This is a genomic window from Bartonella sp. TT110JLCBS (assembly GCF_042193405.1).
Taxonomy (GTDB): domain Bacteria; phylum Pseudomonadota; class Alphaproteobacteria; order Rhizobiales; family Rhizobiaceae; genus Bartonella.
On record NZ_JBHILT010000008.1, the window covers coordinates 20,181 to 33,171 of the forward strand.

At 39.3% G+C, this 12,991-nt stretch carries 12 protein-coding genes and 2 pseudogenes; 11 read left to right on the forward strand and 3 right to left on the reverse strand.

Features of this window, described 5'->3' with window-relative positions; all coding sequences use genetic code 11:
* From ACFILW_RS04795 to ACFILW_RS04825, 7 genes and pseudogenes are all read left to right on the forward strand, one after another.
* Window positions 1-1,710 carry a hypothetical protein gene (locus ACFILW_RS04795; protein ID WP_375632561.1) on the forward strand — a complete coding sequence of 570 codons (1,710 nt, stop codon included), beginning with the start codon at window positions 1-3 and terminating at the stop codon, window positions 1,708-1,710.
* Between the two features lie 13 nt (window positions 1,711-1,723).
* Window positions 1,724-2,389: a lysozyme gene (locus ACFILW_RS04800; RefSeq protein WP_375612619.1), complete on the forward strand. Its 666-nt coding sequence runs from the start codon at window positions 1,724-1,726 to the stop codon at window positions 2,387-2,389.
* Window positions 2,386-2,613, forward strand: a complete 228-nt coding sequence (locus ACFILW_RS04805; RefSeq protein WP_375612620.1) for a hypothetical protein — start codon at window positions 2,386-2,388, stop codon at window positions 2,611-2,613. The genes ACFILW_RS04800 and ACFILW_RS04805 overlap by 4 nt, the downstream gene beginning before the upstream one ends.
* Window positions 2,546-2,764: a hypothetical protein gene (locus ACFILW_RS04810; protein WP_375685281.1), complete on the forward strand. Its 219-nt coding sequence runs from the start codon at window positions 2,546-2,548 to the stop codon at window positions 2,762-2,764. Before ACFILW_RS04805 ends, ACFILW_RS04810 begins: the two co-directional genes overlap by 68 nt.
* Entirely contained in the window at window positions 2,745-2,963 is a 219-nt protein-coding gene (locus ACFILW_RS04815; protein WP_375685258.1) for a hypothetical protein, read from the forward strand. The genes ACFILW_RS04810 and ACFILW_RS04815 overlap by 20 nt, the downstream gene beginning before the upstream one ends.
* A gap of 73 nt (window positions 2,964-3,036) precedes the next feature.
* The gene (locus ACFILW_RS04820; protein WP_375685259.1) at window positions 3,037-3,822 is read left to right on the forward strand and encodes a DNA adenine methylase; all 786 of its coding nucleotides are present in this window, start codon (window positions 3,037-3,039) and stop codon (window positions 3,820-3,822) included.
* Between the two features lie 64 nt (window positions 3,823-3,886).
* Window positions 3,887-4,240, forward strand: a pseudogene (locus ACFILW_RS04825) (helix-turn-helix domain-containing protein); the annotation flags it as partial.
* A 124-nt stretch (window positions 4,241-4,364) separates the two neighbouring features.
* Here ACFILW_RS04825 and ACFILW_RS04830 read toward each other — a convergent pair.
* Window positions 4,365-5,720, reverse strand: a pseudogene (locus ACFILW_RS04830) (MFS transporter); the annotation flags it as partial.
* A gap of 314 nt (window positions 5,721-6,034) precedes the next feature.
* Here ACFILW_RS04830 and rpsO point away from each other — a divergent pair.
* The 3 genes from rpsO (at window position 6,035) to ACFILW_RS04845 (ending at window position 9,813) form a co-directional block, all read left to right on the forward strand.
* Window positions 6,035-6,304 (forward strand): 30S ribosomal protein S15, encoded by a 270-nt coding sequence (gene rpsO, locus ACFILW_RS04835; protein ID WP_375611819.1) that lies wholly within the window; start codon window positions 6,035-6,037, stop codon window positions 6,302-6,304.
* 248 nt (window positions 6,305-6,552) lie between these two features.
* A complete protein-coding gene (gene pnp / locus ACFILW_RS04840) occupies window positions 6,553-8,745 on the forward strand; it encodes a polyribonucleotide nucleotidyltransferase (RefSeq protein WP_375611820.1) in 2,193 nt (730 codons plus the stop codon).
* Between the two features lie 72 nt (window positions 8,746-8,817).
* Window positions 8,818-9,813 carry a class I SAM-dependent methyltransferase gene (locus tag ACFILW_RS04845; RefSeq protein WP_375613304.1) on the forward strand — a complete coding sequence of 332 codons (996 nt, stop codon included), beginning with the start codon at window positions 8,818-8,820 and terminating at the stop codon, window positions 9,811-9,813.
* Between the two features lie 19 nt (window positions 9,814-9,832).
* On the opposite strand, the gene hslU is transcribed toward ACFILW_RS04845, so the two are convergent.
* Complete coding sequence (gene hslU, locus ACFILW_RS04850) at window positions 9,833-11,143, reverse strand: ATP-dependent protease ATPase subunit HslU (protein WP_375623021.1); 1,311 nt, start codon at window positions 11,141-11,143, stop codon at window positions 9,833-9,835.
* Window positions 11,144-11,725: an ATP-dependent protease subunit HslV gene (hslV, locus tag ACFILW_RS04855; RefSeq protein WP_375685260.1), complete on the reverse strand. Its 582-nt coding sequence runs from the start codon at window positions 11,723-11,725 to the stop codon at window positions 11,144-11,146.
* 217 nt (window positions 11,726-11,942) lie between these two features.
* Between hslV and ACFILW_RS04860 the strand changes: the two genes are divergently transcribed.
* Window positions 11,943-12,932 (forward strand): asparaginase, encoded by a 990-nt coding sequence (locus ACFILW_RS04860; protein ID WP_375685261.1) that lies wholly within the window; start codon window positions 11,943-11,945, stop codon window positions 12,930-12,932.
* Window positions 12,933-12,991: the final 59 nt, after the last annotated feature.

Below are 12,991 nucleotides of genomic sequence, written 5' to 3' on the forward strand. Positions count from 1 at the left end.
ATGCCATTACCCTATCACACACATATATTTAAGCTTGAACCAGCAACAAAAGAAGAAGTCAAAGAAGGTGTTTTAGATAGTAAGGCTCTTGCACCTGTTTCAGTGGGGAGTGCAGCAGCTTATGAGGTAGAATATTTTGCAACCGCTGCTCAAGGAAAAAAGGCTGATGATGCTATTGCAAAGAGAGATATTGGAGCTCTTGCTTACAAAAATAAGGTCACAATTCACGATATTGAAGCAAGTGGTGAAGCGCATGAGAATGCGATTTTATCAGGCGCTGGCTGGGTAAAAATATCGCCTTTAGGGATTGGCGATATGAAGGCTGCTACATATGATCCCGACAATGTGGGGGCAAATGCATTTTCTATGGAAAATATGCACGAGGGTCCTACCAAAAAGATCTTAACCATAGAGGAAAGATCAAAGCTACGATGGTTGAGTTCTACGCAGCCAACGATGGAAAAATGGCGGAGGGGAGATGAAGGTGTTTATTATCCCATATCTCCGGTAGATCTCAAAAATACCATTCGTTATTTTGTAGGCTCAAAGTCTTTTGGTATGTCAAAATCAGTTTATGATCCAGATAAAATAGAAAAAGATGTATTTGATATGGAGAATATGAAGGAAGGGAAAAAGCATCTTATCTTAACTCCTCCAGAACGTGCACAGATTGCAAAAATTGATAAAGTTGAAGATGTTGCACAACAAGGGATTCATGTTGCAAGTGAAGCGAAGAACGTTGCAGATATTGCATTAAGAACAGCAAATGATGCAAAAGCTTATGCAGTAGATGCAAAAAAAACGGCTGAGACAGCACAAAAAACGGGAGACAGTGCAAAAGCTGAGGCAAATATTGCGCAAACAGCAGCCGATAAAGCGCAAGATACAGCACATAGTGTACAGAAAAAAGTTGATCTCATTCAACCTCTTGCCAAACAAGACTGGATTGATGGCACAAAAACAGTGGATGCACTTATCTCACCAGCCAAACTGATGGCTTCAATCAAAGCAAATAGTAGCAATAGCAGCGGCGGTAGTAGCGGCAACAATGGTGGCGGGGTTAGAAAACCTGTTGAAATTCTGATGACAGAAAGCGGAGATATTCCATTGCCTGATGGTATTACTGCTGACACCGATATCGAAGTATGGGCTTGGGGCGGTGGAGGTGGTGGCGTTAAGGATGGTGGTGGCGGCGGCGGTCAATGTGTGCATGTTAAAATGAAAGGTTCTGATTTAGATAAATTAAAAACAGCTTACATTGGTCGTGGTGGTAAAGGCAATGACAGTAACATTTTGTGCAATGGTGGTAGAACAATGATCAAAGGGCTTGTTACAGCAGAAGGAGGATATTCCGTTTCCATGACTCTCGTTAACTTTGGAGGGAAAGGCGGCGATGGAGGAGGAAACAGGGAGGGCAGCAGTGGTGAAAGCTTTATTTTTTCTGGTGGTAATGGTGGAGGGAGTGGAATAGACGGCAAGAGAGCTGGTACTGGTGGAAGTTCTTTTCTTGGCGGCGGCGGCGGCGGTGGCGGTAAATGTAAGGGTTCTATCATGGGGCAGGGTGGTGAGAGTTACAAAGGTGGTAACGGTGGTAGAGGTGGTAAAGAATGTGGCGGCGGCGGCGGTGGATATTTTGATGGGAAACACGGAAGCGACAAAATTGGCGGCGACGGCGGTGATGGAGCAGTACTCATAAAGGTATATTTATAAGGTGAATTGAACAATGGCACGGAAAATAAGTAAAGACTGTTTATACTGTTTAAAAAAGTGGGAAGGTTTGCGCTTGCAGGCTTATCAAGATGCTTCTGGCATATGGACGATTGGTTATGGTCATACGAAAAAAGCCGGTCAACCAACAGTTGTTGAGGGTATGGTGATTACAGAAAAAAAAGCTGAAAACATGCTTTTAGCAGATTTGCGGCAATATGAGAGGGCGGTAGAAAAAGCAGTTTGTGTGAATTTAAGCGACGAGCAGTTCGGCGCTCTTGTTTCCTTTTGTTATAATGTGGGTATTGCAGCTTTCCAAAACTCTACATTGCTTAAAAGGCTTAATCGGGGGGATTATGAAGCGGTACCAACCGAATTGCAGAAATGGACCAAAGCGGGAGGCAAACGTTTACAAGGTCTCGTACACCGGCGTGTAGCAGAGGCAGGGCTATGGGCGAAAGGGGCTTATGTTTCTTCTAATTATCAAACAGTAGAAACGAAACAACCAACAGGGTTTCTCAAAGCAGAAGCATTGGCACCGATTATTGGTTCTTTCTCAGGTCTTGGTGGGTTTTTAGCGGGCAATGGACCAATCCAATGGGCTTTAGCCGCCATTATGGTTTTAGCGGCATGTACTGGCATTTTCTTTGTTGCTAAACGCTTTCAGGAGCACCGCCTATGATCTTATGGATGAAAAGAAACTTGATGGTAACAGGTGCGGCTTTAGCCGCTTTTTTTATTGCCTTAGCAAAAGCTTTTACTCTTGGGAAAAAAGTAGAGCAACAAAAGCAAACAGAAAAAGCTTTAAAAGCAGCCACAACACGGCTTGAGGTGGAAAGTGAAGTTAATCAAAAAAGTGATGCTGATATGCGTGCTGCTCTCTCTCACTGGTTGCGCGACAAATAAATATGCTTCTTCTTGTGTTGGCTGGTTGCCAATTTATTTAGACAAGAAAGATCTGAACGCCATCAGTTCCAATTTAGCAAGAGAGATCTTAAAGCACAATAATCTAGGTGAACGCTTGTGTGGGTGGCAACATGGTAAGAAAAAAAGCTGAAAAACATACAGAGCTTACAGAATCGGAAAAAGAAATGCTTCAAGAAATGATCATCACCTATCAAAGCGTGAAAATGATGTCTCGCTTGATGAAGTGGATAGCATTTTTTATCTTTTTGCTTATCCTTGATTTTGCTCGTCTTATGGATGCGCTAGATAATGTCATTGCACATTTAAAGCAGTGGTTCTCAAAACATTAGCTTCACTAAATCTATCCTTAAAATATGAAAAAATGATTAGGCTTGCAAAAGCGTGAAGGAATGGACTTCGCTTATGAAAGAAGAAAGTTTTACACAAACATTGTTTACGTGGATGGGGGGAAAACATCGTCTATGTAAGAAAATTATACCGATTTTAAATAGCATTGATCATGGAACCTATGTTGAACCGTTTTTAGGTTCAGGTGTTATTTTCCTAAACAAAAGACCAGTGAAATATTCAGTTATTAATGATCTGAATGGAGAGATCACGAATCTGTTTCAATGCGTTCAAAATGACTTTGATGATTTAGCCAAACGATTGGAGTGGTTTGTTTGTTCGAGACAGTTGTTTTTTGAACTTGCATCTATTGCCCCAGAGAGCCTCACCAAAATTGAAAGAGCTGCACGCTTTTTGTTTCTCCAACGTTGTGTCATGTATGGGAAAGAAGATTACTATTCTTTTAGCTTTGTAGGAAAAAAAACGGTAAGCTTTAATCCGGACAAACTTTTAGCAAGGATGAAACGTGTTAGAAAAAAACTGCTTGATACCACTATCTTAAATTTATCGTGGGAACGAGTTGTTGAACTTTTTGATGCACCCAACAGTTTATTTTATCTAGACCCGCCTTATCTTGTAAAGAAGAAACGTTATAGTTCTGGGAATTTTGTTGAAGATGATTTTGTGAGTATGGCAAAAGTTCTCAAAGGCATCCAAGGTAAATTTGTCTTGAGTCTGAATGATTGTGATGCAGTTCGAGAGATCTTTAAAGATTTTGACTTTTTAGAAGTTGATACTGTTTGGACGGCGGGTATGGCAAAAAAAACACCTCGAAAAGAAGTTCTGATTCGCAATAATTGAGGAAAATCATAAAAAGATTTGTTAGAATCAGAAGAAATATTTTTTCTCTAACAGGACTTTTTTGATGTTAACACCATTTGGTAAAACCTTACGCAAACTTCGCATTGATCATTCAGAACGCCTTTTAGATATGGCTAAAAAATTAGATATATCTGTAGCATTTTTATCATCTGTAGAAATTGGCAAAAGATCTGTTCCTGTAGGATTGGAGGAAAAGATAATTGAACTCTATGCTTTAGATCAAGAGGTAGCAGAAATTTTGAGAAGAGAGTCGGATTCTTGTCGCAAGAGTTTCATTATAAAGCCTTCTGATATTTTCAGATGTGAAACTGTTGGTATGTTTTCTAGACTGATAAACATTATTTCACAAGAAGATTTAGAACTATTAAAAAAATTATTAGAGAAAGCTGGCAAAAAGAATGCGCTTTGTAAAGGAAAGTGTGAAAATCCTATTCCCGAACCTTTATTTATTTATCCCGAACCTTTAAAAAAGTCATATAAAATCAAAAAGTTATAGCACTATAAAAGTGCTGTGGCGGAGGGCGTCGACGCGTCATCACTTTGAGAAACTCTTCAAGATCATTTTCATGAATTTTATAATCGATCATTATCATAATCGGGCCACTTCTTGCTTTGAGGTCGAGTAATAATTCCGGCTCTCTAAAATGATCAAGAGGATTTAAATCTATCTGAGGAATTTCTTGAATTCTAAATTTTACCCCTGCAAGAGCACCAAAAATCAAGAATAAAGAACAAACGCTCAAAGCAATTGTTGGAGAATAACCATCAGCTAAACCTCCCCAGATTGCACTTCCAATAGCCATCCCCCCGGCAGATGCCGTTTGATAAAGAGCTAAAGAACGTGCAACAACCCAGCGTGGTGTAGAGAGTTGTACAGATGTATTAAACAATGATAAGGCCAAAACCCAACATAACCCTGCAGGAAATAAAGCAATATGGCTTATAATCAGTGAACGACTGATTCCCAATAAAAAGCAAGAAAAGGCGAAACCAATAAATGCACTTGCAATAATTGTTTCTGAACGAAAATGATGCCGTACAACTGCATTAATAATACCTGCTGTCATGGCTCCTAACCCAAAACAACCGAGCAATGTACCATAAAGAAGGGCACTTCCTCCAAGAACTTTATGCGCAACAATTGGCAAAAGTGCTAAAATAGAAGTTGCTCCTATACCAAAAAGGAACGCTCGAACCATAATACTTAAGAGATTAGGTGACATCGCAACATAACGCAAACCATCTGAGACAGCTCCTAACAGCCTTTCTCGTGGCAATGAGTTGTTTTCATAATTCGACTTCCAGAAAAACAACGCACCAATAAGAGGAATATAGCTTATAGCATTAAACAAAAAAGCAGCCGATGCCCCTAAAGTTGCAATGATGGCACCACCAATCGCAGGACCAACACTCCGCATCAAATTAAAGCCGACACTATTCAAACTAACAGCAGCAGGAATATTTTCCCTGCTCACAATATCTCCTATCGTTGCTTGCCAAGAAGGATTATAAAAAGCTGTGCCACATCCAATCAAAAACGTAAAACATAACAAAAGCCAAGGTGTTAGAAATCCCATATAGGCTAAAACAGATAAACTCATCGATATGACCATCATCATAATCTGTACACACAACATAATTTGACGCCGATTAAAATTATCAGCTAATGCCCCTGCCATCAAAGAAAACATAACAAGTGGTAATGTTGTGGCACTTTGAACTAGCCCAACCATGGAATGCGAAGAACTAATCAACGCCATTAACCACCCTGCTCCAACAGCTTGTATCAGCCCCCCTAAATTAGAAATAAGAGTAGATGACCATAAATTTCGAAATACCGAATTACGAAAAAGTTTTAATGTTGAAATGCTCTGCATCTTTTCCCTCCAACGCTATTTATCACTTTTGTTACCACTCACACACACTCATAATCTTTGTATCAAAAGGATGCATAATTGTTTAAAACACTTCTCATAAAACTCTATTTAAATCAATATTTCAAAACAAAAGCTTTTATTTAAAGAAAGACTTCAAAATGCTGTCAAGGACTAGTATTTTAACCTTCTTTCCTATATAAGAACGAAAATAGGTAAGAGTCTTCGACTTTTCCTGTTTTCTCACAGACCCTTGCTGAACGACATCTCGGCTATGGGTGGCTTTATGTTTCTTCGTTTTTGGAAAGGATAATACGATGTCGATTACAGCTGAACGTAAAAAAGCTCTTGTCGCAGAATACGCAAACAAAGTTGGTGATACAGGATCACCAGAAGTGCAAATTGCTGTACTTTCTGAACGTATTTCTAATTTAACAAACCACTTTAAATCTCACAAAAAAGATAATCATTCTCGTCGTGGTCTTTTGAAGATGGTATCTCAACGTCGGCGTCTTCTTGATTATCTTAAAGGAGTTGACCAAAATCGTTATCAGACACTTATAAAGAAGTTAGGTTTGCGTCGCTAAAAGAAAAATGGAAGTGGTATTAAAAAAACACCCATTTTTTCAACGTGTTGCTTTTAATTAAAAATTTTAAAAACTGATAAGTTATTATGGGATAGAACTGCTCATCGTTTCGCATTTAAGCAGTTTACTTCTCTTTTCTCGCAACAAAGATAAAAAGTATGTTGTCCACCCCAGATCTTGGAAGTATGCTACGCAAAACCAGAATGTGAGCAATCAAAGATTTAAACACTGGTCATTAAGGATAAAAAATGTTCAAAACGCACAAGATAGAAATTGAATGGGCCGGGCGTCCGCTCACCCTTGAAACAGGGAAAATAGCGCGTCAAGCTGATGGTGCAGTGATTGCTACCTATGGAGAAACTATTGTCTTAGCAACCGTTGTATCGGCCAAAATCCCAAAACCAGACCAGGACTTTTTTCCACTCACCGTTAATTATCAAGAAAAATCCTATGCTGTTGGTCGAATACCTGGGGGCTATTTAAAACGTGAAAGTCGACCAAGTGAAAATGAAACTTTGGTTTCACGTTTGATTGATCGCCCAATTCGTCCCCTTTTCGTTGAGGGATATAAAAATGATACACAAGTTATTGTTTCCGTTATACAGCATGATCTCGAAAACAATCCCGATATCCTTGCGATGATTGCATCTTCTGCGGCATTGACCCTGTCAGGTGTTCCTTTCATGGGGCCTATAGCCGGTGCCCGCGTTGGCTATTGTAATGGACAATATATTCTTAATCCTCATATCGATGAAATGCCTGAATCAAAACTTGATCTTGTTGTTGCTGGAACAGAAAGTGCTGTTTTGATGGTTGAATCAGAAGCACAAGAATTACCGGAAGATATCATGTTGGGGGCCGTAATGTTTGGTCACAAAGGCCTTCAACCTGTCCTTGATGCCATTATAAAGCTTGCTGAAGTTGCTGCAAAAGATCCTCGTGATTTTGTTCCTGAAGATCTTTCTGAGCTTGAAAAAGCGATGCAGAAAATGGCAGAACAGGATATACGAAAGGCTTACACAATTACTGATAAGCAAGAACGTTATGCTGCAATTGATGCACTAAAGACAGAAATCCTCAATAAATTTATGCCAGAACCAGAAAAAGACTGTCAATTTAGTGCAGATCAAATTGCAACCGTATTTAAACAGTTGCAAGCAAAAATTGTTCGCGGAAACATTCTTGATACCCAAAAGCGGATTGATGGACGCAATCTTTCTACCGTACGCCCTATCCAATCAGAAGTGAGTATTTTACCCCGCACACATGGATCAGCACTCTTTACCCGCGGAGAAACACAAGCGATTGTCGTTGCAACATTGGGAACTGGTGAAGATGAACAATATGTTGATTCTTTGACAGGAATGTATAAGGAAACATTCCTTCTCCATTACAATTTTCCACCATTTTCAGTGGGTGAAACGGGACGCCTTGGTTCTCCAGGTCGTCGTGAAATTGGACATGGCAAATTGGCATGGCGGGCAATTCACCCCATGTTACCAACGAAAGAATCTTTTCCTTATACCATTCGTGCTGTCTCAGAAATCACTGAATCCAATGGCTCTTCTTCTATGGCAACGGTTTGTGGAACCTCACTTGCTCTTATGGATGCTGGTGTTCCTCTAGCACGCCCTGTTGCTGGTATTGCTATGGGCTTGATTAAAGAAGGAGAACGCTTTGCTGTTCTTTCTGATATTTTAGGGGATGAAGATCATCTTGGAGATATGGATTTTAAAGTCGCAGGAACAGAAAATGGTATTACTGCCTTGCAAATGGATATCAAAATTGATGGTATTACCGAAGAGATTATGAAAATCGCGCTTGAACAAGCCAAAGGTGGACGAATCCATATCCTTAATGAGATGGGGAAAGCTTTAACCAGTGCACGTGCTGAGCTGAGTGAATTTTCTCCACGAATCGAAGTTATGAATATTTCTGTCGATAAAATCCGTGATGTTATCGGCTCTGGTGGTAAAGTTATTCGGGAAATCGTGGAACAAACTGGAGCAAAAATTAATATTGAAGATGATGGTACCATTAAAATTGCTTCTGCTGATGCTAAAACCATTGAAGCAGCAAAACGTTGGATCCATTCTATTGTCGATGAGCCTGAAGTTGGTGCTATCTACCAAGGAACAGTTGTAAAAACTGCAGAATTTGGTGCATTTATAAACTTCTTTGGTTCTCGTGATGGACTCGTTCATATCTCTCAGCTTGCATCAGAACGCGTCACCAAAACAACAGATATTGTAAAAGAAGGTGACAAAGTTTGGGTTAAATTAATGGGCTTTGATGAGCGTGGAAAAGTTCGGTTATCAATGAAGGTCGTTGATCAAACAACCGGAAAGGAAATCACCGGTGATAAAGCGATGAATGAAGAAAAGTGCGTGGATGAAAAAAAACAACCTGAAAATAAGCGCCGCCGTAAGAAAGAAGAGTAAGTTTTTCCTCTTATCGTATCATGAAATGCCATCCCAATATTGGAGTGGCATTTTTCTTTGAAAGAGTCATATGTGTTATTATTTTTGCCTTTTGAAAATCATGAACTCCCGTATCCTGATCCAAACCAGTGTTGGCTAAGTTTTGGTTTAACACAAATCCCAGCTCCAGAATGGGCACAAAATTTAAAAGTTATTACGCCTTGGCGACCAGATTTTTTAAAATTTGTCGATACTCAATTTCACTGCTCTCCTCAAATAGATAAAACTTTCAGCTATGATGGTGCATTTTTACATTTGAGCAAATATCGTGGTTTGAACCAAAATTGTTTTCTTGATTTATTAGAATGCGTTAAACCCAATGGATGGATTGTAATCAGTGGGAATAAAACTGCTGGTGCTGCTTCAATGATGAAATGGGTCAAAACAATTGTTCCCATCACCAATAAATTGTCTAAAAATCATGGTCTTGTATTTTGGTTGCAAGTTCCTCAACAAATTGAGAGACATAACATTGCGCAATTGCGCTCACCACCGCTCACTTTTGGTAAATTTCAAACCACTTCTGGTATGTTCTCACACGGACGTATTGATCCAGGATCTGCTGCCCTTGCTTCTTATATGCTCAAAGTTATTTCTGGAAAAACGGCTGATTTTGGTGCTGGATGGGGTTATCTTTCTCACGTTGCGCTTGAAAGAAGTGAAAAACTCACCGCTCTAGACCTTTATGAAGCAGACTACAATGCTTTGAGAGCAGCAAAACAGCACCTTAAATCCATAACAGCTCCTTTTCCAATTCATTTTTATTGGCATGACCTTGTACATGAACCTATCACAAATCTATATGACACAATCATTTCAAATCCACCGTTTCACACACAACAAACAACAGATGTTGCATTAGGAAAAAATTTTATTATAAATGCTGCAAAGTGCTTAAAGCCAAGCGGCAGTCTGCTTTTTGTTGCAAACCGCCACCTGCCTTATGAAACATTATTAAAAAATATTTTCCGCACAGTGTTGATACATGAACAAGCCCATGGTTTCAAAATTATCGAAGCACGCAGATAAACAGAACAAGCAATAACTTTCAAAGAATAAAACGTGAAAGATCGATATCAGCAGCAAGCTCGCCAATAGATTTTCTCACGTAAGCAGCATCAATTTTAAACGATGTTCCAGCTTTATCAGGTGCAGTGAAAGAAATCTCATCCAAAACGCGCTCCATCACTGTTTGCAAACGACGTGCCCCTATATTTTCAATCCTTGCATTTAAATCTACAGCAATATCTGCTAAAGCATCAATTGCATCATCGGTAATTTCCAAATGAACCTCTTCCGTTGCCATAAGAGCGATATATTGTTTAATCAAACTAGCTTCTGGTTCCGTTAGAATGCGCCGTAAATCTTCCCTTGTTAAAGGGTTCAGCTCCACACGGATGGGCAAACGTCCTTGAAGTTCCGGTAATAAATCAGATGGCTTGGAAACATGAAATGCACCTGAGGCAATAAAAAGAATATGATCTGTTTTGATTTGCCCATATTTTGTAGCAATTGTTGTTCCTTCCACCAAAGGCAAAAGATCACGTTGAACGCCCTCACGCGAAATCGCAACACTTGCTCCACCGTCTCTGGTTGCAATTTTATCAATTTCATCAATAAAAACAATACCATCATTTTCAGCAACACGAAGCGCCTCTTGAATAATTTGCTCCTGATCAAGGAGTTTTTCAGATTCATCATCAATGAGCGGTTTAAAAGAATCCTTTACTGTCGTTTTACGGACTTTTGTACGACTGCCCATTTTGCCCAAAATATCTGATAAATTCATAATACCCATTTGTGCCCCAGGCATACCAGGAATATCAAAGGTTGAAGCACTATTGCTATTATTATCGGCTACTTCAATTTCAATCTCTTTCTCATCCAATTCACCTTCACGCAATTTTTTACGAAAACTATCACGGGTAGCAGGACTTGCTGTTTTACCAACAAGGGCGTCTAGAACGCGCTCTTCAGCATTCACGTGAGCCTTTTCTTTTATTTCATCCCGTTTCTTTTCACGTACAAGAGAAATGGCAATTTCAACAAGATCTCGAATAATTTGCTCAACATCACGTCCCACATAACCAACTTCAGTAAATTTCGTCGCTTCTACTTTCACAAAAGGTGCTCCAGAAAGTTTTGCTAATCGACGTGCGATTCCTGTTTTACCAACACCTGTTGGCCCTATCATTAAAATATTTTTTGGCATAACTTCTTCACGCATCGGCTCATCAAGCTGTTGCCTACGCCACCGATTGCGCAGTGCAATAGCTACAGAGCGTTTGGCATCATTTTGGCCAATAATAAAACGATCAAGTTCTGAAACAGTCTCACGAGGGGAAAATACAACACACATTTAAATAGCTTTCTCTAAAGAAGATAATTCTGCATCCAATGTTTCAATCGTAAAATGATCATTGGTGTAAACACAAATTTTAGCGGCAATAGCCATAGCTTTACGAGCAATAGTTTCTGCATCCAAATCCAAGTCCATGAGTGCCCGCGCAGCCGAAAGAGCAAAATTTCCTCCAGAGCCAATTGCCATAACCCCATCTTCTGGTTCTAAGACATCACCAAGCCCTGTTAGAGCCAAAGTTACTTTCTTATCAGCCACGAGCATCATCGCTTCAAGACGACGCAAATAGCGATCTGTTCGCCAATCTTTTGCAAGTTCTACACATGCACGCATAAGCTGATCAGGATATTGCTCAAGCTTTGTTTCCAATCTCTCCAGTAATGTAAAAGCATCTGCCGTAGCACCTGCAAAACCAGCAACAACCACTCCGCTTTTTCCAAGACGACGGACTTTACGTGCATTGCCTTTCATAATCGTTTGTCCAAGAGAGACCTGACCGTCACCAGCCATCACAACTTTGCCACCTTTTCGTACCGTAATAATCGTTGTACCATACATTATGTCTGGCTTATGTTCTATCATAAGGAAACTCCTTAATATTAACTTTTCTTTTTAATATTGTCTTTTCATACAATGTAAAACTCAATTACTATTGTCCTATTTAAGAACATATACAGAAAAACACAATGATTCAGCATAACTCAATTTTTTAAAATTGAAAAAATGATATCATTGTTGTCAATGTAAATTACTGCTAAATAGCTTTATTTAAACAGTTTGTACCCTTTAGAGGAAAATTATGAAAAAAATAGCCATAGGAACCTTAGGTGGAACAATTGCAATGACTGCTGATAGTTCTGGCCATATGCAACCGACTTTAACCTCAGATAACCTCATAAAAAATGTTCCTAATTTAAATGATGTTGCTGATATTCATGCACAAACATTAATACAAATGCCAAGTGGATCTTTATCTTTTAAAATTCTTTTTGAAATAATCGCTTGGGCAAAACAACAAATAAACGCTGGTGCAGAAGGTATTGTTTTAACGCAAGGTACTGATACTCTGGAAGAAACAGCTTTTTTTCTTTCTCTTTACTGGAAGGAAGCTGAACCACTCATTATAACTGGTGCTATGCGTATGCCTCATGAAGCAGGCGCTGATGGACCAGCTAATATTTTAGCAGCAACTCGTGTCGCGGCAGCCCCACAAAGTCGTAACAGGGGCGTTCTCGTTGTCATCAATGACACAATTCATTCACCTTATTGGCTGTATAAAAGCCATACCGTCAAAATTGAAACATTTCAATCAGGCCTCGCAGGTATTTTGGGAACTATTTTAGAAGGAAAACTCATTTATTTTAATGATCGAAAATTTTTCCCAAAAACGTTTGATCTTCCCCAAAATCACGATCATCAAATTGCACTCCTCTATTCCTCTTTATCATCTGATGCACAATTAATGAGATTCTGCCTTGAAAGTGGGTATTATGCTGGGCTTGTTATAGCTGGTTTTGGTTCAGGACACTGTAGTTTTCAAGAAGCAGACCTTGTACAACAATATGCACAAAAAATACCAATTATTATTGCTAGTCGTTGTTGTAATGGCTCAACAACTCGTATAACTTATGGCTATAAAGGCTCAGAAATCGATATGATTGCTTCTGGTGCTCTCATGTCTGGTTATTTATCAGCCGTAAAAGCGCGTCTACTTTTATGGGCTTTTTTGGCGCAAGGGTACTCATTAGCACAAATCCGTGCAAACTGGAATGACTGGACTATAAGTTAATGAAAAATGATCTATTATCTTAAAAGAAGAGAGCATGCAAAACAAAATTTATTTGAAAA